Source organism: Desulfatibacillum alkenivorans DSM 16219, assembly GCF_900142135.1.
Taxonomy (GTDB): Bacteria; Desulfobacterota; Desulfobacteria; order Desulfobacterales; family Desulfatibacillaceae; genus Desulfatibacillum; species Desulfatibacillum alkenivorans.
Map to the genome: position 1 here is coordinate 136,014 of NZ_FQZU01000002.1, position 24,925 is coordinate 160,938.

General features: G+C 56.8%; 25 protein-coding genes. 14 read left to right on the top strand and 11 right to left on the bottom strand.

Translation table 11 applies throughout. From position 1 onward, the window contains the following. Positions 1 to 4: 4 nt before the first annotated feature. Together BUE18_RS02555 and BUE18_RS02560 are read left to right on the top strand one after the other, a co-directional pair. Positions 5 to 613, top strand: a complete 609-nt coding sequence (locus BUE18_RS02555) for a class IV adenylate cyclase (RefSeq protein ID WP_073472554.1) — start codon at positions 5 to 7, stop codon at positions 611 to 613. A gap of 2 nt (positions 614 to 615) precedes the next feature. After that, positions 616 to 1,368, top strand: a complete 753-nt coding sequence (locus BUE18_RS02560; RefSeq protein ID WP_073472556.1) for an endonuclease/exonuclease/phosphatase family protein — start codon at positions 616 to 618, stop codon at positions 1,366 to 1,368. Here BUE18_RS02560 and BUE18_RS02565 read toward each other — a convergent pair. The 11 genes from BUE18_RS02565 to tolQ form a co-directional block, all read right to left on the bottom strand. Beyond that, the gene (locus tag BUE18_RS02565; protein WP_073472558.1) at positions 1,352 to 2,155 is read right to left on the bottom strand and encodes an SAM hydrolase/SAM-dependent halogenase family protein; all 804 of its coding nucleotides are present in this window, start codon (positions 2,153 to 2,155) and stop codon (positions 1,352 to 1,354) included. The two genes, BUE18_RS02560 and BUE18_RS02565, sit on opposite strands and share 17 nt — an antisense overlap. A gap of 599 nt (positions 2,156 to 2,754) precedes the next feature. Further along, positions 2,755 to 3,804, bottom strand: coding sequence for a Holliday junction branch migration DNA helicase RuvB (gene ruvB, locus BUE18_RS02570; protein WP_073472560.1), 1,050 nt, complete (start codon positions 3,802 to 3,804; stop codon positions 2,755 to 2,757). Then, positions 3,805 to 4,419 (bottom strand): Holliday junction branch migration protein RuvA, encoded by a 615-nt coding sequence (gene ruvA, locus BUE18_RS02575; RefSeq protein ID WP_073472561.1) that lies wholly within the window; start codon positions 4,417 to 4,419, stop codon positions 3,805 to 3,807. It abuts the gene before it with no gap. Then, complete coding sequence (locus BUE18_RS02580) at positions 4,403 to 4,909, bottom strand: crossover junction endodeoxyribonuclease RuvC (protein WP_073472563.1); 507 nt, start codon at positions 4,907 to 4,909, stop codon at positions 4,403 to 4,405. Before BUE18_RS02580 ends, ruvA begins: the two co-directional genes overlap by 17 nt. Positions 4,910 to 4,978: 69 nt before the next feature. Beyond that, positions 4,979 to 5,887: a tol-pal system protein YbgF gene (gene ybgF / locus BUE18_RS02585; RefSeq protein ID WP_073472564.1), complete on the bottom strand. Its 909-nt coding sequence runs from the start codon at positions 5,885 to 5,887 to the stop codon at positions 4,979 to 4,981. Between the two features lie 104 nt (positions 5,888 to 5,991). Further along, complete coding sequence (locus tag BUE18_RS02590) at positions 5,992 to 6,594, bottom strand: OmpA family protein (protein ID WP_073472565.1); 603 nt, start codon at positions 6,592 to 6,594, stop codon at positions 5,992 to 5,994. A 203-nt stretch (positions 6,595 to 6,797) separates the two neighbouring features. Further along, positions 6,798 to 8,126: a Tol-Pal system beta propeller repeat protein TolB gene (tolB, locus tag BUE18_RS02595; protein ID WP_073472566.1), complete on the bottom strand. Its 1,329-nt coding sequence runs from the start codon at positions 8,124 to 8,126 to the stop codon at positions 6,798 to 6,800. Positions 8,127 to 8,176: 50 nt separating this feature from the next. Further along, positions 8,177 to 8,452: an energy transducer TonB gene (locus BUE18_RS27810; protein WP_170868239.1), complete on the bottom strand. Its 276-nt coding sequence runs from the start codon at positions 8,450 to 8,452 to the stop codon at positions 8,177 to 8,179. A gap of 160 nt (positions 8,453 to 8,612) precedes the next feature. Beyond that, positions 8,613 to 9,542 carry an energy transducer TonB gene (locus BUE18_RS02605; RefSeq protein ID WP_073472568.1) on the bottom strand — a complete coding sequence of 310 codons (930 nt, stop codon included), beginning with the start codon at positions 9,540 to 9,542 and terminating at the stop codon, positions 8,613 to 8,615. A gap of 70 nt (positions 9,543 to 9,612) precedes the next feature. Next, the gene (gene tolR, locus BUE18_RS02610) at positions 9,613 to 10,032 is read right to left on the bottom strand and encodes a protein TolR (RefSeq protein ID WP_015947893.1); all 420 of its coding nucleotides are present in this window, start codon (positions 10,030 to 10,032) and stop codon (positions 9,613 to 9,615) included. Between the two features lie 22 nt (positions 10,033 to 10,054). Next, positions 10,055 to 10,852, bottom strand: coding sequence for a protein TolQ (tolQ, locus tag BUE18_RS02615; protein ID WP_073472570.1), 798 nt, complete (start codon positions 10,850 to 10,852; stop codon positions 10,055 to 10,057). Between the two features lie 225 nt (positions 10,853 to 11,077). On the opposite strand from tolQ, the gene BUE18_RS02620 reads away from it, so the two are divergent. The 12 genes from BUE18_RS02620 to murC all read left to right on the top strand — a co-directional run bounded on the left by BUE18_RS02620 (position 11,078) and on the right by murC (position 24,923). Further along, positions 11,078 to 11,542, top strand: coding sequence for a tetratricopeptide repeat protein (locus BUE18_RS02620; protein WP_073472572.1), 465 nt, complete (start codon positions 11,078 to 11,080; stop codon positions 11,540 to 11,542). 619 nt (positions 11,543 to 12,161) lie between these two features. Further along, entirely contained in the window at positions 12,162 to 12,632 is a 471-nt protein-coding gene (gene mraZ / locus BUE18_RS02630) for a division/cell wall cluster transcriptional repressor MraZ (protein ID WP_073472576.1), read from the top strand. Positions 12,633 to 12,634: 2 nt separating this feature from the next. Continuing rightward, a complete protein-coding gene (rsmH, locus tag BUE18_RS02635) occupies positions 12,635 to 13,609 on the top strand; it encodes a 16S rRNA (cytosine(1402)-N(4))-methyltransferase RsmH (RefSeq protein WP_073472578.1) in 975 nt (324 codons plus the stop codon). After that, the gene (locus BUE18_RS02640) at positions 13,590 to 13,877 is read left to right on the top strand and encodes an FtsB/FtsL family cell division protein (RefSeq protein WP_073472580.1); all 288 of its coding nucleotides are present in this window, start codon (positions 13,590 to 13,592) and stop codon (positions 13,875 to 13,877) included. Before rsmH ends, BUE18_RS02640 begins: the two co-directional genes overlap by 20 nt. After that, a complete protein-coding gene (locus BUE18_RS02645) occupies positions 13,877 to 15,670 on the top strand; it encodes a peptidoglycan D,D-transpeptidase FtsI family protein (RefSeq protein WP_073472582.1) in 1,794 nt (597 codons plus the stop codon). The genes BUE18_RS02640 and BUE18_RS02645 overlap by 1 nt, the downstream gene beginning before the upstream one ends. Further along, positions 15,667 to 17,262, top strand: coding sequence for a UDP-N-acetylmuramoyl-L-alanyl-D-glutamate--2,6-diaminopimelate ligase (locus BUE18_RS02650; protein ID WP_073472584.1), 1,596 nt, complete (start codon positions 15,667 to 15,669; stop codon positions 17,260 to 17,262). Before BUE18_RS02645 ends, BUE18_RS02650 begins: the two co-directional genes overlap by 4 nt. 51 nt (positions 17,263 to 17,313) lie before the next feature. After that, positions 17,314 to 18,732 carry a UDP-N-acetylmuramoyl-tripeptide--D-alanyl-D-alanine ligase gene (locus BUE18_RS02655; RefSeq protein ID WP_073472586.1) on the top strand — a complete coding sequence of 473 codons (1,419 nt, stop codon included), beginning with the start codon at positions 17,314 to 17,316 and terminating at the stop codon, positions 18,730 to 18,732. Positions 18,733 to 18,778: 46 nt separating this feature from the next. Further along, a complete protein-coding gene (mraY, locus tag BUE18_RS02660; RefSeq protein ID WP_073472588.1) occupies positions 18,779 to 19,861 on the top strand; it encodes a phospho-N-acetylmuramoyl-pentapeptide-transferase in 1,083 nt (360 codons plus the stop codon). A gap of 11 nt (positions 19,862 to 19,872) precedes the next feature. Then, positions 19,873 to 21,225 (top strand): UDP-N-acetylmuramoyl-L-alanine--D-glutamate ligase, encoded by a 1,353-nt coding sequence (murD, locus tag BUE18_RS02665; protein WP_073472590.1) that lies wholly within the window; start codon positions 19,873 to 19,875, stop codon positions 21,223 to 21,225. A gap of 17 nt (positions 21,226 to 21,242) precedes the next feature. After that, positions 21,243 to 22,424, top strand: coding sequence for a putative lipid II flippase FtsW (ftsW, locus tag BUE18_RS02670; protein ID WP_244549266.1), 1,182 nt, complete (start codon positions 21,243 to 21,245; stop codon positions 22,422 to 22,424). Beyond that, positions 22,421 to 23,563 (top strand): undecaprenyldiphospho-muramoylpentapeptide beta-N-acetylglucosaminyltransferase, encoded by a 1,143-nt coding sequence (gene murG, locus BUE18_RS02675; RefSeq protein WP_073472591.1) that lies wholly within the window; start codon positions 22,421 to 22,423, stop codon positions 23,561 to 23,563. The genes ftsW and murG overlap by 4 nt, the downstream gene beginning before the upstream one ends. Then, the gene (gene murC / locus BUE18_RS02680; RefSeq protein WP_073472593.1) at positions 23,553 to 24,923 is read left to right on the top strand and encodes a UDP-N-acetylmuramate--L-alanine ligase; all 1,371 of its coding nucleotides are present in this window, start codon (positions 23,553 to 23,555) and stop codon (positions 24,921 to 24,923) included. The genes murG and murC overlap by 11 nt, the downstream gene beginning before the upstream one ends. Positions 24,924 to 24,925 lie beyond the last annotated feature (2 nt).

Below are 24,925 nucleotides of genomic sequence, written 5' to 3' on the forward strand. Positions count from 1 at the left end.
ATGCATGGATGACCTGGAAATAGAAGTGAAGTTTTACTGTCCGAATCCCCAAAAAACCAGGAATCTTATCCTGGAGGCGGGAGCTTTATCCGAGGGCAGGTTCTTTGAAAAGAACACGTTATATGATCGGGGGGACGAACTTTTTCACAGACTTTCCGTCCTGAGGCTCCGCCAGGACAAAAAAATCTCCCTGACCTACAAAGAGCCGGTCCCGGGCTCTGATCCCGCATTCAAAATCGTAAAGGAATTGGAAGTGGAAGTAAACGACTTTGATCGAATGGAGCAGATTCTTTGTTCCTTGGGGTTCCAACCGGTGCGGAAGTATGAAAAATGGCGCGAAACCTTCACCCTTGGGCCGACCAAGCTGCTTTTGGACGACATGCCCTGCGGCGCCTTTTTGGAACTGGAGGGCCGCCGGGGGCCCATCCGGGATTTGGCGGCCCGGCTTGGCCAAGACTGGAATGACCGCATTGTTTTGAACTATATGCAAATATTTGAAATTATGCGAAAAGGGGAGGGGCTGGAGTCCCGGGATTTTGTGTTTGAGACCTTTGAAGGCCTCGCCATAAACATGGATAAATACATCAATCAATTTAAAGCGGACAAGGTTTAATCATGGATTGTTTTTCGGCGATGACCGCCAATTTGCGTTTCGGCAGGGCCCAGGACGGCGAACACGGCTGGGAGTTCCGCAAGGACGCCTTTTTGGAGCTTTTCAGGACCTACAAACCCGACATCCTGGCCGTTCAGGAGGCCAATGACTTTCAGGCGGAGCATCTCATTCAACGCTTGGAAGAATACGATTGCGCAGGGTTTCGTAAAAACGCTCCGGATTTTTGGCAAAGCAATATCCTGTTTTTTAAAAAGCCCTGGGCTTTGAAAAAGCATCGCCACATTTTTTACTCGGACACGCCGGACGAAGAAAGCAAATGGGAGGATTCCAAATGGCCCCGGCAAGGGACTTTGGTTCAACTGGAAAAGGACGGTAAAACCCTGGCCTGCGTGGACACCCATTATGATTTCAAGCCCGAAGTCCAGGCCCGCAGCGCAAGGCTGCTGCTAAATGTTTTGGAGGAGTTCGCCCCCGGCCTTCCCACCCTGGTCATGGGGGATTTCAACGCAAAGCCTGACAGTTCCTGCCGCAAGGAGTTTGAGCAGGGCGGATTTCAAGATCCCTTTGACAGGCGGTTCGGCGGAACCCACCACAATTTTACAGGTAAGGATGACGGCAGGCGCATTGACTGGATTCTTTACCGCGGCGGGATCGAGCCGGTTAAGGCGTCGCGGAAAATCGTCCGGGACAGGTTTTGCGGAGTCTATCCCTCGGACCACTTCCAGGTGTATTGCGAGTTTACTTGGAAAAGCTGACCGTAACCCGGGCGCCAGGCCCGGCGTAAAGGGCCTCCTGGGCGTTGCCCATGTTCACCGAGATTTCCAGAAAGCCCCGGCTGCCGATCAAGGCCAGCAACTCGCCTCTGCCGACCTCGGAGTAGGTGTCCAGGATTCTCAGGCCTTCCCCGCCTTGCACGTGGACGACCATGTCCTCCCACGGCCTGCCCTGGGCGAACATTTCCAACCCGTCCTTGCTGATGGTTGTCACCAGGTTTCCGAAATGGTCCACCCACACAATCTGCCCCAGAAGCTGCTCGGGCATTTGCTCTTCCCGGGCCGTCTCCTCGTGTTGCATGGCTTCCAGGCTTATGGAAGATCCCATGTCTTCCAAGGGCGTTCCCAGGGAAAGATGGGCCGCCGCCGGGGCGAAGATGTCCCGGCCGTGGAATGTCCGGCTGATCTGCGCCAGGCATATTTTGGGATTGGAGACGATAACGGCTTCCACCTCGGCCGCTTCATCCAGGATAGGGCGCAAAAGCCCGTTGTCCGGCGCCAGAAAATAATGGCCGTCAGCCTTTACCGCCAGTATTTGCCGGTCCGAGCCAACGCCCGGATCCACCACGGCCACGTGGATGGTTCCCGGCGCAAAATAGGCGTAGCTGGTTTTCAGCAAAAAGGACGCCGCCCGAATGCTTTGAGCCGGGATGTGATGGGTGAGGTCCACGATTTTGGCCTTGGGGTTAATTCCCAATATAACGCCCTTCATGACCCCCACGTACTCGTCGGTCAATCCAAAATCCGTCAATAAGGTGATTATTCCCATTGCGTCCTCACAAAGTTTTTTATACCAAGCCTATACAACCCATATACGTCATGCATCTATTTTAGCACAATATTATTTGGAGGCCCTGGCAGGATACTGCTTTGCCAGGGCTGCCCAACCCCAAAGCAATCCTCCGATGCAACAGCTTAATATGTGGAGGTTTTTGGGGTTGGGGCAGGGTTTCCCCGCCCAAGGCGGGCTTGCCCGCCATGATTTTTTGCAATGTAGCCGCGCCCCCCTGTGGGCGCCTTTGGGAGGTGTGTTACATCGACCAAGCAGGGCAAGCCCTGATGCTACATGTCGAATGCGTCCCGCGAAATCATAAGCAGGAGCCGCAAGGCTTGGCCTGCGTTTGTATGGGCGGCCCAGGCAAGGCTTTTTTTTGCCTGGGTCCGCAGGACAAAAGGTGCGGCCTATGCGGCGTCCTAAAACCAATTGTTTTGGTCGGAAGACGGCCTTATTTAAAACCAAATAATTTTTTCAAACGGCGCCGTTCGTCCGCAGAATAACTATGGCTTTTACACGCTATCCGGTTTGCAAAAAATGTCGCTTGGCGACCCTGGCAAGATACTGCTTTGCCAGGGCTACCCATACTGAACCTATAACAACCCCACCTGTCCTTTATAGGCGATGCCCAAATGTTTGTACGCCGCTTCCGAGGCTTTGCGGCCTGACGACGTGCGCATGAGAAATCCGATTTTCAGCAAAAAGGGCTCCACCACGTCCACCAGGGTGTCGGACTCCTCCTGGATAGTGGCGGCGATGGCTTCGATGCCCACCGGGCCTCCGCCGTAAAAGTTGATAATGGTTTCCAGATACCGGCGGTCCTGGTTGGTCAGGCCGATCTCGTCCACCCCTTCCAGGGCCAGGGATTCGGACACGGTTTTTTTGTCGATGCGCCCGTGGCTGCGCACCTGGGCGTAATCGCGCACCCTTTTCAAAAGCCTGTTGACGATGCGGGGCGTTCCCCGGGATCTTCGGGCAAGCTCCAAGGCGCCCTCGTTGTCCATTTCCACGTTCAGGAGCATTGCGGAACGGCGGGCGATCTTGATCAGGTCGGGCTCCTCGTAAAAATCCAGGTTGCGGAATATGCCGAACCGGTCCCGCAGGGGCGCGGACAAGAGCCCTACCCGGGTGGTGGCGCCCACCAGCACGAAGTTTTTCAGCCTGTAGCGATGGCTGCGGGCGTGCATGCCTTTGTCAAAGATGAAATCCACGGCAAAGTCTTCCATGGCCGGGTAGAGCAATTCCTCCACGGTCTTGGGAAGGCGGTGGATTTCGTCCACGAACAGGACGTCCTTTTCCTCCAGATGGGTCAGCAGGCCCAGGAGGTCCCCTCCCTTTTCCAGGGCAGGGCCCGAGGTGACGGTAAGCCGGGAGCCCAGTTCGTTGGCGATAATATGAGCCAGGGTGGTTTTGCCCAGGCCGGGCGGGCCGTGGAACAGGGTGTGGTCCAGGGCTTCGTTGCGGGCCAGGGCCGCTTCAATGGCGATCTGCAGGGTTTCCACCGCGTCCTTCTGGCCGATGTACTCATTCAGCCTTTCAGGCCGCAAGGAGATCAACTCCGGCGTTTGATCCGCCGGGCTTTCCACCGCGCACATGACGCCGGAGGATTCCGAAAACCAGCTTTTTTTGTTTTCTCCGTCCATTTACCCTGTTTCCCCCCGGTACACCTCGTCAAACAACTCCTCGGGCGAGGAGATGGCGGGGTTGCGTTTAATGGCCTGATTGATTAATTCCTTGGCCTCGGCCGCTTTATGCCCCAACTGGTTGACCAGAACGTCCAGCACCAGCAGGTGGAAGTTTTCCTCCACGGGCGCAGGGCCTGCAGGCTCACCTCCGTGCTCTCCAGCGAAGACGGCCATTTTGCCCCGCAGGGTGGCGATGATTTTATCCGCGGTTCTGGCCCCGATGCCTTTCAGCTTGCGCAAAGCCCCTGAGTCCTTGTTTTCAATGGCCGCGGCGATCTCGCCAATGGGGATGCACAAGGCCGAAACCGCCTTGATAGGACCGATGGCCTCCACGGAGATGAACCGTTCGAAAAACTCCCGCTCCTCCAGGGAGTTAAAGCCGATGAGCACGGGCTTGGGCTGCTTTTCCGTCTGGTGGAAGTAGATGTACAGCCCGGCCTCCTCCCCGGGACCAGCAGTCATGGAGGCGCTGACCACCGAGGGCAAAAGCACCTCGTAGCCCACGCCGCCGGCCAGGATCATAATCCGTTCCCCCTGCCTGTGCAGAATTTTTCCTTCAAGATATCCGATCAAGTCCGTTCCTCAGATAATGGTCTCCGCGGTATAGGCCGATCAACGCCAGGGCCATGGCGTCCGATGCATGGGAGGGCCTGATGGCCTCCTCCCGGCATAAACGCTGGCGCACGGCCCGTTCAAGCTGGTTTTTGTCCGCCGCTCCGTTTCCGGTCAGGATTTTTTTCACCTCGCGCACGGCCACCTCCCGGACCGGAATCCGTCCGTGGCGCCCTGCAACCAGAATAGCTCCTGTGACTTTGCCCAAGGTTATGCCGGATTTGGGGTATTTGCCAAGGGAAAAAATGTCCTCGACCACCATGAGGTCGGGGCGTTCCGCCTCGGCGACTTCGCGTATGCGGTCGTAAATGTGGATAAGCCGGTCAGTCAGGGGCGACTCCGGCGGAGTGGTGATGGTTCCGAACGAATAGCCGAAAACCTGGGTGGAGGTTCCGTTGACCAGGGCCACGCCCGTTGCGGCCAGCCCCGGATCTATGCCCAGGACCTTCATAAGGGGCGCCTTTTAGGGCTATGGTTAAAAGGCAAGAGCATGGGATGCATCCTGCTTTCCCGGGCGTTTTTAAAGCGCATCCAGTTTTTTCTGAGCCCAGCCCGCTTCCGCGGAGTTGGGGAACTTGCGGATCAGCTCGGTCCAGATGAGCTTGGCGTTGGAGTTGTCGCCCAGCATGGAGAAAGCAAGCCCCTGCTTAAAGTAGGCTGCAGGAACCTTGTTGGCCTTGGGGTGTTTTTCGATGACGTCCTGATACTGCAAAATGGCTTTTTCGTACCATTTTTCCTTGAAAAAGGTCTCCCCCATCCAAAACAGGGCGTTGTCCGCCTTGGAGGAGTTGGGGAACCGGGCCAGGAAGTTCTTGAAGCCATCCCGGGCCTTTTCCAGGCGCATTTCGTCAAAATCTTTCTTGGCCTGGGCGTAGGCCTGATCCTCGTCAAGCTCCTTGGCCGGAACAGGAGCGGCCTCGGCTTCGGTTTGGGCGGGCGCCGGAACCTCGCCGGTTTTTCCTTCCATGCCAAGGTAGGATTCCATCTTGAGCAGAGTTTTTTCCAGGGACTCCACGCGAGCCTCCAGAATGGCCGCATGTTCCTGGGCCTGGCCGCCCGTGGTCTGGGCCGACCCGACTCGGGACCGCAACTGGTATCCCTGTTCTTCCATCAGGCCGTTGATGGTGCGGACTTCGTTGCGCAGGCTGTTGGTGTTGACCCGCATTTCCGCCAGGTCTTCCCTCAGCTTGGTCACGTCCATTTCCATGTTGGAGATGGACTCATCCAGGCGGCTCCGCATTTGCTCCCTGTCTGCGGTCGCTTCCTTTTGCTGGCCTTCCAGGGTGATGACCCGGTTGTACACCACCAGGAGGTCGTCCTGGGTGGCGCAGCCGGTCATCAGCAGGGCGGCTAAAAGCGCGAAAAGAACAGGTTTGGGAAAAGATTTCAAACAGCCTCTCAGTATAGGCATTTGATTGATCCCGGTCATGCGGTCCCTCCAAAAAAAGATGAAAACAGGCGTGAAAAACAAAGACCCTTCCCCGCCCTTGAAAGACGGGGAAAGGCCGCTATTTTTTATTCAGTAATGTATGCTTATTCCAGCGCGAATTCACAACGGCGGTTGACGGCCCAGGCGGCTTCGTTGTGCGCCGGATCCAAAGGCATTTCCTCGCCGTAGCTGATGGTGTTGATGCGGCGGGCGTCAATGCCCAGATCGGTCAGGAAGTTCTTGGCGCTGTTGGCGCGTCTGTCGCCCAGGGCCAGGTTGTATTCCAGGGAGCCGCGTTCGTCGCAATGGCCTTTGATGAGAACGCCCTTGGAGGGGTTCAGGCGCAGAAAGAAAGCTTTATCCTTGAGGATAGCCATGGCTTCGGGGGAAAGATCCGAGCTGTCAAAAGCAAAGTGGACGTTTTCCGTGTTAAAACGAACTCTCAACTCATCGACATTTACACCGGGTTTTTCGGCTTCGGGGCCGGTGTCGCCGCCCATGGGCTCTTCGCTCATGCTTGAGCTGGAAGCGGTGGTAGATCCGGCGCTGCTGGTAGCCACGGTCCCCGTGCTGGTGGACGTTCCCGTAGAACTCATTTCGGGCTGAGACTCAACCTTTTTTGGACCGCAGCCCGTCAGAGCGCCGGTGCAAACCAGGGCCAGGATGGCCGCTGCAATCATCAATCCCTTCCAATACCGCCTTTGCATGGTGTTCCTCCTTTTTAACAGATGGACAGAATGGGTAATATGCTTCAAATTTGTCTGCGCGCCGGAAGCATCATGCATCATTTGCTTCCCGCCCGCTCGTTTTCATGGAACATCCTTATATTATAAGGCTGTTTTAATCCAAAGGTCAACCTTTCACAATCGTGCATAGATTGCAACCCATGGCCTTTTTTTCACAGTCAGTTTTAATAATCCCCTAACCAAGGCGACCAGGCCGGCTGGGTTTGCGCCCCTTCCAGCTCGAGCAGCTTTCTCTGGTCCGTCCCGTGGGACGTCATGACGTAAATTTTGGCCTCCCCCTCCCGGGTGGTGCTGAACGCTATCAGGGTGCCGTCCGGGGACCAGCTTGGCTCCTCGTCGTCCCCCGGATGATCGGTCAGGCGCTGCACGTCCGTGCCGTCCGTCCGCACCGTAAAGACGTCAAAGGTTCCGTCCACCATGCCGCAATAGGCAATCCGGTCTCCCCTGGGCGAAAAGGCCGGGGCCGAATTGTATTTGCCGTCAAAGGTGACGCGTGAGGTCTGCCCTGTATCCAGTTCCATTATGTATATTTGAGGACTGCCGCCCCGGTTGGAAACAAATGCCATCCGCTTTCCGTCCGGGGAGTAACTGGGCGATACGTCAATGCCCCAGTTATTCGTCAACTTCTTAATAATTTTTCCGTTTCCGGTCAATGAGTAAATCTCCTGATCCCCATTTAATGACAGGGTGGCCGCCAGGGCGAAGCGGGTGGGGTCCCAGGCCGGAGTGACATTAATGCCTTTATAGGCCACTTTGACTCCCCGCTTTTGGGCCAGATTGCGGATGAATATCTGGGGCGTCCCGTCGGCGTAGGACACATAAGCCATGTGGGTTCCGTCCCCGGACCAGGCCGGAGACAGGGCGATCTGGCTGCCGGAAGTCAGTTGCTGAGGGTCGAATCCGTCATACTCGCAGGCGAAAATTTCCTTGTTTCCCGGTCCGTTGGATACAAAGGCGATCTTGGTGCCGAACACGCCCCGGGAGTCGGTCAACTCCGTGACGATCTCCACGCAAAAGCGCCGGATCATCTTGCGCATATCCTCCACGCGGCCTTTATAGCGCTTGCCAACGATCAGGCGGTTCCGGGGCACGTCGAACAAACGCAGCTCCAGCACCAGAACCCCGTCCCGCAAATCCAGGCCGCCGGTCACCAAGTGGTCCGCGCCGATGCTTATCCAGTTGGCGAAATTGATGGTCTGGGCGGTCAGCCCCTCCCCGTCGCCGATGATATAGGACTCCTCTGGAAGGATTTGAAAATACCTGACAAACTCCAGGCCCGAAACCAGCCATTCCTTGGCCTGGACCGCCGCTTGCCGGGGCTCCTCGTTCACCGTCTTTGGCTCGAAATCCTTGATCGCTATGGGGATTTTCCGCAAAAACGGATTGTTGATCCAGTATTCATACCGGGCGGCCGACGCCGACCCGGTCAGTACGGTCATGATTAGGAGGAATAAAAAACACGTACAGGCTGTCCTGTTGAATGTTTTGCTCATTTTTCCACCTGTTTTTTTTGTTGGCACGCTAAGTCCTTCCTCTGCCAAAGTTATTTATTGGGCGGTGTAAAACAGACTACCATTTCTATCGGCGTTTTTTCCAGGTTCTCAGGAAAAGGAGACACCGGACTGCTTTTTTTTACAGCCTTTTCCGTCGAGTCGTCGAAACTGCGGCTGTCAGACCGCTTTTCAAACCAAAGGTTGGTCAGGCTGCCGTCCGGGTTGACTGTAAAGACAATCCTTGCTTCTATTTTTTTACCTACAAACCGCTTCGGCATGGCCCAGTTATTTTGAATAGTTTTCCCAACCTCTTCTATGTATTCCATACGCATCCGCTCTTGCGGCGTCAGCTTGGACAAGTCCCGCAATTGTCTAATGGGCGGACGGGGCTCCTTTTCCACGCATCCAGCAAGGGCTGCCAGGGCCACAGCCGATATAATGCATAGGATGATTAGCTTTTTGTGCGTTTGCGGCATGGTTTCCCGTTTAAGTTTCCGGAGGGGTAAAGGTCACCACCATTTCAAAGGGCGTCTTTTCCAACTCCGGCGGAAAAGGCTTGGTTGGGATGGATTTTCTCACAGCCCGTTCTCCGGAGTCGTCAAAAAACTTATCTCCGGAACGTTTTTCAAAACCGATATCAGTTATGTTTCCATTCGGGTGAACTTTAAACCATATTCTGGCTTCCAGGTTTGCTCCGGCGTATTTTTCCGGCATGGCCCAGTTCATTTCCACCATGGCGCCCACTTCCTGGATGTAGCTGTTTCGCAGCATTTCCATTTTATCCAAATAAGCCCTGCCTCCAGAGCCTCCGTCGCCCTGTTTGGCTTCCTGCTTGGGCCTCTCCCCGGGGTTCTTTCGCATTCTTGCAATGGCGTCCTCCACGGAGCTGGGCCTGCCCGACTCCACTTTTTCCCTGATTTCCCGCAGGGCCTTGTCCTTGGCCACCTCCACTTTATAGGTGCGTTTTTTCAGGGAGGTCAAAACCGGAATTTCGTCCGGCTCCTTTTTGGGGGCCGTGGAGATTTCCGCCGCTTCCACCGGCTTGACGACCACAGGCTGCTTCACCTCCTTGGGTTCGGCAGGCTTCAGCTTCACCGGCTCGGGCTCCTTGGCCGGCTCCGGTTCTTTAACCGGCTCCGGTTCGGGCTCTTCCTTGGGCGCTTCCGTTTTGGGCTGGGGCGCGGCCTTGGGGCCGGGCGCGCCCGGCGCCACGGTGGGCAGGGAAGTCAGGGCGATGTCCAGGTACGGCAGGCTCGGTTTTTTGGAGCTTACCATCTGGGGCAAAAAGATCATGAGCGCAAGGACGATAATGTGAAGCGCTACGGATCCTCCGGCGAAAGCCATCCAGACCGGGCCGTCCTCATTCGGCAGGTCCGGAGACTGGTTCTCCGCAGGAGCCGTCCTTTTAGGCGGCATTTTCCGACCGATATTTTTTGGCGTTTTTGGTGTCATGCGCTGCTATATTAGGCTTTTGGCCGATTCGCCGCTATTTGGATTCTTCGTCCGGCAGGGGGACTGTGATGGCCCCCAGCCTGGGAATGCCCGCTTCCTTCACGTCCGCCATCACACGGACCACCAGGCCGTACCGCACGTCCTTGTCCGCTCTCAGAAAAAAGCGCAGGTCCCTGTTCTGGTCATAGATTGCGGCGATTTTCTGGCCGAGCATGTCAATTTGAATTTGAGCGTCGTTGATGTAGACCCGCTCCCTTTTGTCAATGGTGATGGTGACGTTGCTTTCGTCCGTCTCCATGGGCGCGGATGTGGTGGTGGGCAGGGCCACGTCGACCCCCTGCACCATCATGGGGGCGGTTACCATGAATATGATCAACAAAACCAGCATGACGTCCACAAAGGGAGTCACGTTGATTTCCGACATCAGGCGATCGGTTTCGCTTGTTCCGGCCATGCCTTGCTCCTCCTGACGTTCCTTATTCCTGGGGCTTGCGAACCGGCTGTTGGGGCTTTTGGGCGACCTGCTGCTGCGGCTTTTTGGCCTGCTGCAACGGAGCCTTTTGGGGCTGTTGCGGAGGCTGGGCGGGCTTGTTCACCACTTCCCGCTCCACCACGTTGATGAAATCCGAGGCGAAATTGTTCAACTGGGACTCGGCCACGCGAATCCGGGAGGTGAAATGGTTGTACGCCATGACAGCCGGGATAGCCGCGGCCAGGCCCGCCGCGGTGGCCACCAGGGCCTCAGAGATTCCGGGCGCCACAACCGCCAGGGTGGCGGTCCCGCGCTGGCCGATGCCGTGGAAGGCGCTCATGATGCCCCAGACCGTGCCGAACAGGCCGATGAACGGCGCCGTGTTGCCGATGGTGGCCAAAAAAGGCACCCACTGGGTCAGGCGGGTCAATTCGCTCACATTGGCCCGGCGCAGAGCCCGCTTGATGTTGTCCGTGCCCATGGAAAAGCCTTCCTGGGTCTGGCCGGCGCCGCCGCTCTGGTTGATCCGCACCATTTCCATATAAGCCACCCTGTAGGATCGCGCCACGGGGCTGTTGGTCAGTTGCTTGGCCTTGGCGTAGGACTTGGCCATGTTTCCGCTTTTCCAGAAGAACTCCACAAACTGGGCGGTTTCATTCTTGGCAAGCCATAATTGGCGGATTTTCAGCCCGATAATCGTCCAGCAGGCGGCGGAAAAGCTCAGGAGAACAAACAGGACGAATTGGACCATCAATCCTGATTGGGTCACCAACTTAAAGATGTCAGAACTTGCACCAGTCATAATTTCCCCGTAATTACAGTAGGATGCTTGAATGTTTCATGAGGCGTGGACGCCGCTTTGATGGCTCAGAGACTATACGAGACCCCTAAAAGTGTCAAGGCTTTGCAAGGCGTTTCAAGTCTAATTTCAGGTTATTTGCAAAACTTTTGCACACTCTTCACTCCAACTTGAGAATTTTTTTAAAAAAGGCTATGGATGCAGCATTTTCAGCGACAGGAGGCGGGTATGCGTAAATATTGGCTGACGGCGGTTATTGCGGTTGCATGTTTGGCGGTCTTTTCGGGCTGCGGGAATAACGACAAGGAATTCCAGGAGGCCATGGATAAAGGCAAGTCCGCCTTCGCCTCCGGAACCAGCCAGGCCAAATGCCGGGAGGCCGTGGACCAATACACCCGGGCCGTTGAGCTCAAACCCGAGTCCGCCCAGGCCCGGCTGGCCCGCGGTCACGTATACGTCAAAATGAAGGACCTTCACAAAGCCTTTGAAGACTACGACAAGGCCGTCAGCCTGGATCCCGCCCTGGGTCAGGCGTATTTCCACCGGGCCCTCAGCCGCATCGCCATGGGAAGCAAGGAGGAGGAGGTCATCAAGGCCGACCTGCGCAAGGCCCTGGAGCTGGACCCCTCCATCGCCGCGGCCAGCAATTTGCTCATGCTTTACGAAAAATCCTTCCCCGGCATGTCCCAGTAATTCAACCGGACGCAAAACCGTTGCGCGTTCCTTGGGTGTTCACCACTACATAGGGAGCGCGCCTCCCGAATCCCGAAAGGGCCAGCCGTGACAGCGTAGTCGGCTGCCAGGGCGCGCCAGCGCAATAAGTGCGGCCCGAAACAAATGTTGAAATCTTGGGGGCGGGAGGGGCGGACTGATGCCTTTTCATGCTTTTCAATCGAGGAAAAGCGCCCTTGGACTCTTGGATATTATATAATCTGTTGATTTAAATAGTGAAATTATTTTTGGCCAACTTGATCCACTTTCCCCCACAGCGCCGGTGCATTTTTTTAGGATTTCATTAAAAAAGTTCCCCTCCTATAATTTTGAAAAAATTTCCCCCACATTTTCCCCCTATTTGGGGAAAATCCAGGGCTTTAATCCTTTTCCGGGCGGCCGCCTCGTCGGGATCAGGTTTGGATTTTTGTCATTTTTCCACAAATTCCCCACAATTTACCCTTGCATTTCAACTCTCCTTGGCTGTATATAAATTTTATAAATCATTATGAAAAATTGTTCGCCCCCTGGGATTTTCTCTTGACATGCGTCTGGATAATATGTCATTGAGGGTAGAAAGTGGTTTAAAGTGGGGTTAGATATGGCTGCCAAGTCCAAAAACTTTCGGGGCACCTCGTACCATTCCACGGACGAGAAAGCCCGCATCACCGTGCCTGCACGGTTTCGCGAAGTCCTTAAGGACGGCGAAGTCGACGGCGTCATGGTGTCCCGTATGGACGGCGCCCTGGTGGCCTACCCCTTTGACGAGTGGCAGGTCATTGAAAACCGCATCATGACCAAATCCAAGCGCAACGCCAAACTCCGGCAGTTCCGGCGTTTTTTCGTGGGCGGCGCCCAGGAGTGCATGTGCGACAAGCAGGGGCGCATTCTGGTTCCCAAGGATCTGCGGGACTACGCAGGCATCGGGGCCAAGGAGGAAATCGCCCTGGTGGGAGCGGTCAGCCACTTTGAAATCTGGGACAAAAATAAATACGACGCCGCCTACGAGGACTTCGAGGAGGTGCTCAACAGCGGCGAACTGGATGACGAAATTGAGGATATGGGGCTTTAGACATGGCATTTCATCATGTTTCGGTCATGAAGCAGGAGGTCTTAAGCCTGCTGAGTCCGGCCCCTGGTCACGTTGTGGTGGACGGAACCTTTGGCGGAGGAGGGCATGCCCGGGCAATTTTAGAGCGGATATTACCTGACGGACTACTGATCGGCACGGATCTGGACGAAGACGCCGTCACCAATGCTCAGGCCTGCTTTGCGGATGTTCAAGATAATTTCAGGATCTTCCACGATAATTTCAGCAATATCCGGGCTGTTCTGGATCAATGCGGGTTGGCGGGCGCCAACGGCATTGTGTTGGACCTGGGAGTCAGCCTCCATCTTCTGGAAAAGAGCGGACGGGGGTTTAGCTTTCAGCGCGAAGAGCCCTTGGATATGCGCATGGACGGAAGCGGAGGCGGACCCAAGGCCATGGACGTTGTCAACGCATACTCCCAAGATGAGCTTGCCAGGATCTTCCTGGAATACGGGGAGGAGCGCCAGGCCAAGCGGATAGCCCGCCGCATCGTCCAGCGCCGGGAAGACGAGCCCATCACGACCAGCGGCCGTCTGGCCGATATTGTCGCCTCAGCCGTCAAGGGAAAGCCCGGCCGCATTCATCCGGCCACGCGCGTTTTTCAGGCCTTGCGCATTCACATAAATAATGAGCTGGCCCACCTGGAAAAGTTTTTGGAGACGTGCCTGGACTGCCTCCTTCCCGGCGGCAGGTTGTGCATCATCTCCTTTCACTCGTTGGAGGACAGGATCGTCAAAAGGCGTTTCGCCGCTTTGGCCCAGGGCTGCACCTGCCCCCCGGATTTTCCCGTGTGCATTTGCGGGAATCAGCCCAAGGTCAAACTCTTGACCAAAAAGGTGGTCAAGCCTTCGCAGGCCGAGGTGGAGAAAAATCCCATGTCGCGGAGCGCCAAAATACGGGCCATGGAAAAGCTGGCCGTCGAGGGCGCCGGGGGGGAAGATGGGCGGGCGAAGCAATGACAATGAGGCGCTCAGGAATTGGGCTTACGGGCTGCTTGCAGGGATTTTATTCCTGGAGCTTTTCCTTTTTGCGTGGTGCCGGAATCAATGCACCCAAAGAGGATACCAAATAACCGCCGAACTGTCCCATAAGGAAGACCTCCTGGACAAGCAGGAGGAGTTGAAAGTCAAGTTGGAGCATTTAAGAAATCCCGAAAGGATTTCCAGGATAGCCGAAGAGTGGTTGGGCCTGAAACATCCCGACCCGGAGCAAATGGTGAGGCCGTGATGAAACAGACGGGAAAAAACAAAGCCTCGGGACGCATTGTCTTTGTGGGCCTGCTTTTCGCCGCAGGCTTCATGATCATCGCGGGCAGGCTGGTCGAGCTGCACGTGCTGGATAAAAGTTTTTTGTCCAAAAAGGCCAAAAGCCAATATTCCCAGTCTGTGGAAACCCAGCCCAAGCGGGGCGTCATCTACGACGCCCAATACCGGGAGTTGGGCGTCAACCTGGACGTGGCCAAGGTAGCGGTCCGCCCCGGCCTGATTCAGGACGCCAAGGCGGCCAGCAAGATCCTGGCCTCCTACCTGGACAAGAGCGCCGCGGAGTACCAAAAGGAGCTGGAAAACAAAGACAGGGCCTACATCTACGTGGATAAAAGGGTCAGCACGGCCACGGCCCGGGCCGTCAAAAAGGAATGGGACGCCGCCAAGGCCTCGTTTGAATACAACGGCCCCGGCCGAAATCCCAACATTCCCAGCTTGGAACTGGAGGAAGACGCCAGCCGGTTTTATCCCAACCTGGGCCTGGGCGCTCAGGTTTTGGGCTTTTGCGGGGCCGAAGGCCACGGCCTGGAAGGCCTGGAATATAAATACGACGACCTGCTTACCGGCAAAGGCTCCAAGTGGACCATCCTCAAGGACGCCATGGGCCGCAGCTTCGCCCGGGAAAGGCAGACCTATTCCAAAAAGACCGGAGACAACCTGGTCCTGACCCTGGATCGCACGGTGCAGTACATAGCCGAAGAAGCCCTGGCCGAAGCCGTGGAAAAATACCAGGCCAAGTCGGGCATCGCCGTGGTGATGGTTCCGGACACCGGCGCCGTCCTGGCCATGGCCAACGCGCCCCTGTACAACCCCAACGCCATCAGCGAGTACAGCTTCAGCGATTGGAGAAACAGGGCCGTGACCGACACCTTTGAACCGGGGTCCACGCTTAAGATTTTTATGGCCGCCGCCGCCGTTGAGTCGGGAAAATGCGGCCCTAACTCTATTTTTTATTGCGAGCAGGGCAATTACCGGATCGGGCCCAATGTGGTGCATGACACCCATCCCCACTCCTGGCTGTCCCTGCAGCAGATCGTCAAGGTGTCCAGCAACATCGGCGCAGTCAAGGTGGGCGAGAAAATCGGCCCCGACTCCCTGTTCCGAACCCTGGACGCCTTCGGGTTCGGCAAAAAGCTGGGCGTGGACTGCCCCGGCGAGGCTTCCGGAACGCTCAGGCCTCACAGCCAATGGACCGCCATTGACGCAGGAACCATAGCATTCGGCCAGGGCGTGTCCGTCACCGGGTTGCAACTGGCCTCGGCGGTTTCGGCCATCGCTAACGGCGGCGTGCTCATGAGGCCCAGGCTGGTGCAGGCCATCACCAATTCCAAAGGCCGGTTGGTGGAAAGTTTTCAGCCCGAGCCTCTGGGGAGAGCGGTTTCCGAGGAAACCGCCCAGGTGGTCGCCCGAATCATGAAGACCGTCACCACCGAGGGCGGAACCGGCACCCAGGCCGCTCTCGACGGCTACAGGGTGTGCGGCAAGACGGGGACGGCGCAAAAACCGGCTGCCAAGGGCGGCTACGAGGACAATAAATACATAGCCTCCTTTGTGGGCTTCGCTCCCTTGTCCAATCCCGCCGTGACCGTGGTGGTGGTTATTGACGAGCCCACAACGGATCATTACGGCGGCGTGGTGGCGGCCCCGGCGTTTCGGGAGATTATGCAAAAAACCCTGCACTACCTCAAGGTGGCGCCGGAATTGGATACCACCCATTTGACCGCATCCTTGAAAAGGAAAAACGGCCCCGCATGAAGCTAAGCCGGCTCATAGACGGCCTTAAGGCCGACCAGCGGAATCCCGTGCTGGAGATAACGGGCGCCCATGGCGATCCCGACATCATTTCCATCCAGTACAACTCCAGGCTGGTGCAGCCCCAGGGCTTGTTTACGGCTATCAAAGGCAACGCCGTGGACGGGCACGCTTTTGTGCAGGACGCCGTAAAAAGAGGCGCCGCCGCCGTGGTGACGGAAGATCCGGCGGAAGTCCCGGATGGCGTGGCCGTGATCCGGGTGAAGGACTCTCGCAGGGCCTTGGCCAATATGGCCTCCGAATTTTTCGGCCGACCAAGTGAAAAGCTGAAATTGGCTGGAATTACAGGCACTAACGGAAAAACGACCGTCACCTACTTTGCGGAGGCCATGTTAAACGCCGCAGGGTGCAAAGTGGGCGTTGTGGGCACCGTAAGCAGCCGCTGGCCCGGCCACGAAAAAGAAAGCAGCGTAACCACACCGGAGTCTCTGGAGCTTCAAGAAGCCCTGGCCCGGATGGTGGACGCCGGCGTGACTCACGCCATTATAGAGGTCTCCTCCCACGCACTGACCCAAAGCCGGCCGGCTTTCTGCCAGTTCGACGCGGGAGTGTTTACGAATATTACCCAGGACCACCTGGACTATCACCAGGACATGGAGTCCTATTTCCAGGCCAAGCGGATTTTGTTTGACGATTTACTGGCCGCGTCCACCAAGGAAAACAAGATCGCCGTCATCAACCTGGACGACCCCCAGGGCGCGGTCCTGTGCCGGGAAGTAAAAACCCCGGTTTTATGCACCGGCTTAACCGAAGGAAGCAGCATCCGAAGTATTGACGTCAAGGCCGGAGCGGACGGCCTGAAAGGCGTAATGGAAACTCCGGCCGGAGAATTGGTGTTCGCATCTCCGGCGGTTGGCAGGCACAATCTTTACAACCTCATGAGCGCGGCGGGCGTCGGCCTGGCTTTCGGCCTGAGCCTGGAGGAGGTGGAGATGGGACTGAATGCGGCGGTAAACGTACCCGGGCGTTTGGAAAAGGTCGAAAACAGCCTGGATCGGCATGTTTTCGTGGATTACGCCCACACTCCGGACGCCCTGGAAAACGTCCTGGAAGCGCTTCGGAGGGTGTCCCAGGCGAAAATCATCACCGTATTCGGATGCGGCGGAGACCGGGACAAGGGCAAACGCCCCAAAATGGGTGCGGCGGCGGCCAGGCACAGCGACCTGGTTGTGGTGACCTCCGATAATCCGAGATCGGAGGATCCCGAGGCCATTATTGACGACATCCTGCCGGGCATATCAGGCGAAGGCGCGCAAAGATTGAACGCCTCCTATTGCATGATGTGTTCGCGAAAATCCGCCTTTATGGTGGAGCCGGACCGGCGCAAGGCCATTCTGACCGCGATCATGTCTTCCGGCCCGGGCGACATGGTGTTGATAGCCGGAAAAGGGCATGAAACCTATCAGATCGTCAAGAACGGGCGCTTCGCCTTTGACGACCGGGTGGAGGCCCGGAACGCCCTGGAATGTCTGTCCAGAAACATCCATTCCAGGCAGGAAAGCCCCCTTTCCGGGCGCTATGTATGTTCCCGCTGAAGCCCAAGGGGCTTTTCAGCGCGTTAGTGTTATTTTGCAGGAGGACCACCGGTGAGAGCGAACGTTACATTTACCTTGTCTGAAATTGTTCAGGCAACTGGCGGAGAAAGATTTTCGGGAACGCCGGATTTATGCTTCAGCGGCATAGCCATCGACTCCCGAACCGCCATGTCCTCCGATCTGTTTATAGCAATCGTAGGTGAAAGGCTGGACGGCCACGATTTTGTGCGCCAGGCGATCAACGGCGGCGTGCGGGGCATTGTCATCGACAAAAAGCACGCCGAGAGCTTCTCCTACGCCAGAATGGCCAAGCTGGAATTGGGATGCGTAGTCGTCCCGGACACCACTGAGGCGTTGGGCAAGATCGCCAGCCAATACCGTAAGGGGTTCGGCGTTTCCATCGCAGCCATAACAGGCTCCAACGGGAAGACGACCACCAAGGAACTGACCGCCGCCGTGCTGGCCGCCAAATACAAGGTCCACAAGTCCACCGGCAACCATAACAATCAGATCGGCCTGCCGTTTACATTGCTGGGGCTCGGGCCGAATCATCAATGGGCCGTGGTTGAGTTGGGCATGAATCATTTTGGAGAGATAGCCAAGCTCACGCAAATCTGCGAGCCCGATATAGGGGTAATCACAAACGTAGGTCCCGGACACCTGGAAGGATTGGGGTCCATAGAAGGAGTCCTGGCGGCTAAAGGGGAGCTTTTGGAGAATATGGCGAACAAAACTGCTGTGTTGAATCTGGACGATAAGCTGGTTTCCACCCTGGCGGACAAATACCAGGGCGAAACCGTTTTATTCGGCAAAGGCGCCAAAGCCCAGGTGCGGGCTAAAAACATCAAGCACGCCAATGAAGGCGTTCGTTTCACCCTGTGCATCAAAGGCGATGAACTGCCCGTGCAGCTTCGGCTTCACGGGGATTGCATGGTCCACAACGCTCTGGCCGCCGCCGCCGTCGGCGTCAGCGCGGGCGTTTCTCCCAAAGAAATCCGCGACGCTTTGGAAACGGCCAACCCGGTGAAAGGCCGCCAAAACGTGGTTTCCCTGGGCAACGACGTTCAAATGATCGACGACGCCTACAACGCCAATCCCGCCAGCTTCGCCGCGGCCGTCATGACGCTGCAGGCTTTGGCCAAGGCCTCCAAGGGCAGGATGATCATGGCCGTCTCCGACATGTTGGAGCTGGGGGATTACAGCGTAGACGCCCATATGGAACTCGGCAGGATGGCCGCCCAAGCCGGCGTGTCTCTGCTTTTTATCTCCGGCTACTACGCAGGCTGGACCGCCAAAGGCGCCCGGGAAGCGGGCATGGGAATAGATCAGGTGTTCATCAGCGAAAAGCCGAATATCGTAGCCAGGCTGGCCGAGGCCGTCCAGGCCAAGGACCGGATTCTGGTCAAGGGATCCAACAGCACCGGCATGAGCGAAGTGGTGCAAGGCCTTAAGGACGCGTTACCGGCCTAATATCGGGCCGTATATAAATGTCAGGCAGGAACAAAACAGGTTAAACATGCTTTATCATCTGCTCACACCGCTGGCCAAGTACATGACCGTCTTCAACGTGTTTCGGTACATCACGTTCAGGACGATCTATGCTTCGCTGACCGCCCTGGTGATTTCCTTTGTGCTGGGACCGTGGCTCATCAGGAAATTGGGCGAAATGCAGGTCGGCCAGCACATCAGGGAAGACGGCCCTCAGACCCACCTGAAAAAGGCGGGCACCCCCACCATGGGCGGGGTGTTGATCATGAGCGCCGTGATGTTCTCCACCCTGTTGTGGGCGGATTTGACCAACGCTTACGTGTGGATAGCCCTGGGAGTGACCTTCGGCTTCGGCCTCATCGGTTTTGTGGACGACTACCTCATGCAGGTGAAAAAGAGGAGCAAGGGACTGTCCGCAAGAGGGAAGTTCTGCATGCAGATGGCCGTGGCCGGCATAGCCGGCGCCATTCTGGTTTACGGGCTGAACGGCGATACGACCGTCAACATTCCCTTTTTTAAAAACCTGAATCCGGACCTCACCAGGCCCGGATACGTGCTCTTCGCCATGCTGGTTATGGTGGGCGCGTCAAACGCCGTAAACCTCACCGACGGCCTGGACGGCCTGGCCATTGTGCCGGTCGCCATCGCCGCCGGAACGTATATGATTTTCGCCTATGTGGCCAGCCACTACGACTTCGCCACGTACCTGAGCGTCCGCCATGTGCCCCAATCGGGCGAGATGTCGGTTTTCTGCGGCGCCCTTGTGGGGGCCGGCCTGGGCTTTCTTTGGTACAACGCGTACCCGGCCCAGATTTTCATGGGCGACGTGGGCTCCCTGCCTTTGGGCGGCGCCTTGGGCGTGGTGGCCATACTCACCAAGCAGGAACTGGCTTTGGTGATTGTAGGCGGCTTGTTTGTCATGGAAGCGGTGTCCGTCATCCTCCAGGTGAGCTTTTTTAAGATCACCAAGGGAAAGCGGATTTTCAAGATGGCGCCGATCCATCATCATTTTGAACTTAAAGGCTGGCCCGAGCCCAAGGTGATCGTCCGATTCTGGATTATCGCCATCATGCTGGCCCTGTTGTCCGTAAGTACGTTGAAATTGCGCTGAGAAAAGAGAATATGGATCTTAAAGGCAAAAAAATCGTTGCAGTCGGCCTGGCTCTCACGGGAGAAGCCGTGGCCGCTTTTTGCCTGGACAAAGGCGCCATCGTGACCATTGCCGACATAGCTTCGGAAGCCAGCCTGGGCGCACGCGTCCAAAATGTGCGGGATATGGGCGCCCAGGTGGAGCTGGGGCCTCATAAGGTGGAGACTTTCACCCAGGCCGACCTGATCGTCATCAGCCCGGGAGTGCCCCACACCATTCCGGTGTTGGACGCCGCGCGGGAAAAGGGCGTCCCGGTCATCGGCGAGGTGGAGCTTGCCAGCCGGTTCATCCAGGCGCCGATCATCGCTGTGACAGGCACCAACGGGAAGACAACCGTCACAAGCCTCATCGGCGAGATGATGGAAGCCTCGGGAATTTCTGCCTTTGTGGGCGGCAACATCGGCAACCCCTTGGTCAATTACGCCAAAGGCGAGGACAAAGCCCATGTCGTGGTTGCTGAAATCAGCAGCTTTCAACTCGACACCATCGAGTCGTTCGCTCCTAAAGTCGCCCTGTTGACCAACGTCACCGAAGACCACATGGATCGCTACGACGGCATGGAAGCCTACGCCGCCTCCAAAGCCCGGGTGTTCATGAACCAGACCAAGGCGGACTTTGCGATTCTGAACGGGTGCGATAAATGGTCCCGCGCAATGTGCGGCGGCATCAAAGCCTCCCAGTGGTTCTTTGCGGGCAGGGACGCGGCCGAAGCCGGGATGGCCATGAACGCCGGGGCCATGGATTTTTTCAAAGGGGCTCAAAAGCAATGGTCCCTTTCCTTGGAAAAAATGACCCTGTCCGGCGAGCATAACAAGGAAAACGCCGCCGCCGCCGCCCTGGCCGCTTACGCCGCCGGCGCAAGCGTCGAGGGAATTCAAAAGGCCGTCGATTCCTTTAAAGGATTGCCCCATCGTCTGGAATTCGTCCGGGAGGTCATGGACGTCAAATATTACGACGACTCCAAGGCCACCAACGTGGATGCGGTGCTCCGCGCCTTGGAAGGCTTTAATGCGCCGGTCCATCTGATCATGGGAGGCCGGGATAAAGGCGGGCATTTTCGCGATTTGAAGGACATGGTGGAGCAAAAGGCGGCCCGCTTGTACGTCACCGGAGAAGCCGCCGGGATCATCACTTCGGCCCTTTCAGGCTCCGTGGAGGTCGTTCAGGCCGGAACCATAGAAAAGGCGGTGGAATTCGCCAAACGGGCTGCCAGGCCGGGGGAGGTTGTCGTGCTCTCTCCTGGGTGCGCCAGCTTTGATCAGTACAAGAATTACAAGGAACGCGGCAAGGATTTCTGCAGGGTGGTAAACGCCCTGCCGGCTTAGGATTGCATGAGAGGATTATGATGCCGGAAAAGACAGCAAAGAAAAATCAGGGGGCTTTTGACAAAGTGATCCTGGTGGCTGTCCTGGGTTTGATAGGCATGGGACTGGTCATGGTGTACAGCGCCAGTTCGGCCATGGCCGTCAAAATCTACGGCTCCGACACCTACTTTTTCAAAAGACAGTTGTTTTTCGCCCTGACCGGCCTGGTCTTCTTGTTTTCCGTCCGGTACATCCCGTACCGGGTCTATCAGGTTTTGGCTTATCCGATCCTGGGCCTTTCCGTGCTGTTGCTGGGACTCTTGCTGGTTCCGGGGATCGGCGTGAACGTGGGCGGCGCCACCCGCTGGATGCGCGTGGGGCCGATTAATATTCAACCCGCGGAAATCATGCGGTTGGCCATCATTATATACATGGCCTATTCCCTGACCAAAAAGGGCGAAAAAATGAAGGACTTCTCCGTGGGAATCGTTCCCCATCTGTTTCTGATGGGGCTCATCGGAGGCCTGTTTTATTTTCAGCCGGATTTCGGCTCTTTCGCCATGCTGGTCTTTGTCATTGGAATCATGCTTTTTGCGGGCGGCGCCCACATAGGGCACCTGGGCGGTTTGGTCGCCCTCGCCGGTTTGGTGGGCTTTAAACTGCTCATGAGCGAAGGATACAGGAGAAACCGGATCGCGGCCTTTTTAAACCCCTGGGAAAACCAGATGGGCGACGGCTATCAGATCACCCATTCCCTCATGGCTTTCGGCACCGGGGGATATTCGGGAGTAGGCGTGGGCAACGGATACCAAAAGTTGTTCTACCTGCCCGAACCTCACACGGACTTCATTTTTTCGGTCCTGGGGGAGGAAATGGGGCTTATCGGCGTTGGCATAGTGGTCGGCTTGTTCGCGCTTCTTGTCTGGAGGGGCCTGGCCATCGCCCAGCGGGCTCCGGCCGGTTTTGCAAGGCTTCTGGCCTTTGGAATTACAACGTCCATCGGGCTGCAGGCCTGCCTGAACATGGCGGTGACCACCAACCTGCTGCCGACAAAAGGGCTTGCCTTGCCCTTTATCAGCTACGGGGGAAGCTCCCTGCTGATAAACATGATCTCCATAGGAATTCTGGAGAATATCGCCTACGCGCATCCGGCCAGCCCGGGGGCGCGTGCGCCGTTTTTCGGCAGGCTGGTTTTTTGGAAAAGGAGGGCTGTGGCATGAAAAACGAAACAGCCCTTAAAATGATTATAGCCGGCGGAGGAACGGGAGGGCATTTGTATCCCGGAATCGCCGTGGCCGAGGCGGTAAAGTCTCTGGTCCCCGATGTGGACATTTTGTTTGTAGGGAGCCGAAAGCCCTTTGAAAAGCAGGCTGTGGAAAAGGCCGGATACACCCATAAGGCAATCAGCGTGGAAGGCCTGAAAGGCAGGGGGCTGCTGCTGAAAATAAGGTCCCTGTTCAAGCTGGCCGTATCCATGATTACGGCCCTGGCGCTCATCATCCGGTTTCGCCCCGCTGTCATCCTGGGCGTGGGAGGCTATGCGTCGGCGCCGTGCATGCTGGCTGGGTTGTTGCTGTTCAAAAAAACCGGAATCCAGGAGCAAAACCTGATGCCCGGCATGGTCAACCGGTGGCTGGGCAAGGTCGCGGGCAGGGCTTATGTGTCCTTCGAGAAAAGCACGGAGTATTTCAAGCCCGGCAAGGCCAAGGTTTTCGGCAACCCCATCAGGGGCAGCCTGTTGGAGGAAGCGGCCCAGGCTGATCCGGAAGCCGCCGAGAAGCCCTTTACCGTGCTGGTTTTGGGCGGCAGCCAGGGAGCGCACGCCATTAACCGGGCTGTGATTGAGTCCTTGGAGGAATTGCAGGCGCCGGAGGAGATCGGATTTATCCATCAAACCGGGCAGCAAGACCTGGAGACGACCCAAAAGGCCTATGAAAATTGGAAAGGGCCTTCGGACGTCCGGGCTTTTTTTCACGACATGGGCGCGCAATACAAAAAGGCGGACCTGGTTGTGTGCCGCGCAGGAGCCTCAACCGTGGCCGAAGTGACGGCATTGGGCAAGGCGTGCATTTTCATCCCCTTTCCCTTTGCTGCGGATAACCATCAGGAATACAACGCCAGGGCTTTGGAAGACCTCCGGGCTGCGGAAGTGATTTTGGAAGACGTGTTGACCGGAACCTTGTTGGCGGAGCGAATCGCCTTTTACAAAGACCATAAAGCCAGATTGAGGGAAATGGAGACCGCCGCCAAGAGCCTGGGCAAACCCCGCGCGGCAGCGGACATTGCGGAAGACGTCCTGGCATGGCTGAATATTCAACCGCAAACGGCAATGAACGCAGGAGAAAGCCATGTACCGTAAAAAGTACAGCATACATTTCGTGGGTATTGGCGGCATCGGAATGAGCGGTATTGCCGAACTGCTTCTGAATCTTGGCTACCAGGTTTCCGGCTCCGACATCAAAGAATCGGATATTACCCAGCGTCTGGCGAAATTGGGCGGGACCATATACCGCGGCCACCGCGCCGAGAACGTCAAGGGCTGCGACGTCGTGGTGGTTTCCTCCGCGATCCGCCAGGAGAATCCCGAAACGGCCTCCGCCAGGGAGCAGGGAATTCCCGTCATCCCCCGTGCGGAAATGCTGGCCGAGCTTATGCGCCTGAAATACTCCGTGGCCATTGCTGGCGCCCACGGCAAGACAACCACCACGTCCATCGTGGCGGACGTGCTGGCCGCAGGCGGCCTGGATCCCACGGTGGTCATCGGCGGCAAGCTCTTGAGCATCGGCTCCAACGCCAAATTGGGTCATGGCGAATTTATCGTGGCCGAGGCGGACGAATCCGACGGTTCGTTCCTTAAGATGTCCCCCAGCATTGCGGTGGTGACCAATATCGACCGCGAGCACATGGACCATTACAAGGACATGGGCGAAATCAAGGACGCCTTCGCCCAGTTTGTGGATAAGATTCCCTTCTACGGGTTGTCCGTACTTTGCCTGGATTCCGAGCCCGTGCAGGATCTGATTCCGTTTATCAATAAACGGTATGTCACTTACGGTCTCAGCACTCAGGCCGACTTGCAGGCCGGGGACGTGACCACCGAAGGCCTGACCAGCCGGTTTACGGTGCGCCACAATAAGAAGCGCCTGGGCCGGATTACGCTGAATCTTCCCGGCCTGCACAACGTATACAACTCCCTGGCGAGCATTGCGGTCGGCCTGGAGTTGAACGTGCCCTTTGAAAATATCAAGGCGGCGCTGGAAAGCCTGAGCGGCGTGCACCGCCGCCTGGAAACCAAGGGCAAGGTCGGCGGCATTGTGGTTATGGACGATTACGGCCACCATCCCACGGAAATCAGAACCACGCTTCAGGCCGTGAACGACAGTTACCCGGAGCGCCGGGTCGGGGTGATCTTTCAGCCCCACAGGTATTCCAGGACCCAAAGCCTGTTCGAGGACTTTGCCAGGTCCTTTTATCAGGCGGACTACCTGGTTGTGCTGCCCATTTATGCGGCGGGCGAAAAGCCCATACCCGGAGTGGACAGCGTGAGCCTATGCAAGGCTCTCAAAGCCTACGGGCATAAACAAGTAATCCACGCTCCCAGCAAGGAATCCGCCTTGCAGGAGTTAGATAAAACCGTGCGGGAAGGGGACGTACTCATCACCCTGGGCGCAGGAGATGTTTACAGAGTGGGAGAATCCTTCCTGGCGAGCAGAAGTTGAGC

Bases quoted from the DNA above. Each gene is read 5' to 3' on its own strand.
- murC (WP_073472593.1), top strand. From the start codon at position 23,553: ATGTACCGTAAAAAGTACAGCATACATTTCGTGGGTATTGGCGGCATC.
- murD (WP_073472590.1), top strand. From the start codon at position 19,873: ATGGATCTTAAAGGCAAAAAAATCGTTGCAGTCGGCCTGGCTCTCACG.
- mraZ (WP_073472576.1), top strand. From the start codon at position 12,162: ATGGCTGCCAAGTCCAAAAACTTTCGGGGCACCTCGTACCATTCCACG.
- BUE18_RS02620 (WP_073472572.1), top strand. From the start codon at position 11,078: ATGCGTAAATATTGGCTGACGGCGGTTATTGCGGTTGCATGTTTGGCG.
- BUE18_RS02560 (WP_073472556.1), top strand. From the start codon at position 616: ATGGATTGTTTTTCGGCGATGACCGCCAATTTGCGTTTCGGCAGGGCC.
- ftsW (WP_244549266.1), top strand. From the start codon at position 21,243: ATGATGCCGGAAAAGACAGCAAAGAAAAATCAGGGGGCTTTTGACAAA.
- BUE18_RS02565 (WP_073472558.1), bottom strand. From the start codon at position 2,155: ATGGGAATAATCACCTTATTGACGGATTTTGGATTGACCGACGAGTAC.
- BUE18_RS02645 (WP_073472582.1), top strand. From the start codon at position 13,877: ATGAAACAGACGGGAAAAAACAAAGCCTCGGGACGCATTGTCTTTGTG.
- BUE18_RS02650 (WP_073472584.1), top strand. From the start codon at position 15,667: ATGAAGCTAAGCCGGCTCATAGACGGCCTTAAGGCCGACCAGCGGAAT.
- BUE18_RS27810 (WP_170868239.1), bottom strand. From the start codon at position 8,452: ATGGAATACATAGAAGAGGTTGGGAAAACTATTCAAAATAACTGGGCC.
- BUE18_RS02580 (WP_073472563.1), bottom strand. From the start codon at position 4,909: ATGAAGGTCCTGGGCATAGATCCGGGGCTGGCCGCAACGGGCGTGGCC.
- BUE18_RS02590 (WP_073472565.1), bottom strand. From the start codon at position 6,594: ATGCAAAGGCGGTATTGGAAGGGATTGATGATTGCAGCGGCCATCCTG.
- BUE18_RS02555 (WP_073472554.1), top strand. From the start codon at position 5: ATGGATGACCTGGAAATAGAAGTGAAGTTTTACTGTCCGAATCCCCAA.
- ybgF (WP_073472564.1), bottom strand. From the start codon at position 5,887: ATGACCGGGATCAATCAAATGCCTATACTGAGAGGCTGTTTGAAATCT.
- ruvB (WP_073472560.1), bottom strand. From the start codon at position 3,804: ATGGACGGAGAAAACAAAAAAAGCTGGTTTTCGGAATCCTCCGGCGTC.
- rsmH (WP_073472578.1), top strand. From the start codon at position 12,635: ATGGCATTTCATCATGTTTCGGTCATGAAGCAGGAGGTCTTAAGCCTG.
- tolB (WP_073472566.1), bottom strand. From the start codon at position 8,126: ATGAGCAAAACATTCAACAGGACAGCCTGTACGTGTTTTTTATTCCTC.
- BUE18_RS02605 (WP_073472568.1), bottom strand. From the start codon at position 9,542: ATGCCGCCTAAAAGGACGGCTCCTGCGGAGAACCAGTCTCCGGACCTG.
- murG (WP_073472591.1), top strand. From the start codon at position 22,421: ATGAAAAACGAAACAGCCCTTAAAATGATTATAGCCGGCGGAGGAACG.
- tolQ (WP_073472570.1), bottom strand. From the start codon at position 10,852: ATGACTGGTGCAAGTTCTGACATCTTTAAGTTGGTGACCCAATCAGGA.
- BUE18_RS02640 (WP_073472580.1), top strand. From the start codon at position 13,590: ATGGGCGGGCGAAGCAATGACAATGAGGCGCTCAGGAATTGGGCTTAC.
- tolR (WP_015947893.1), bottom strand. From the start codon at position 10,032: ATGGCCGGAACAAGCGAAACCGATCGCCTGATGTCGGAAATCAACGTG.
- mraY (WP_073472588.1), top strand. From the start codon at position 18,779: ATGCTTTATCATCTGCTCACACCGCTGGCCAAGTACATGACCGTCTTC.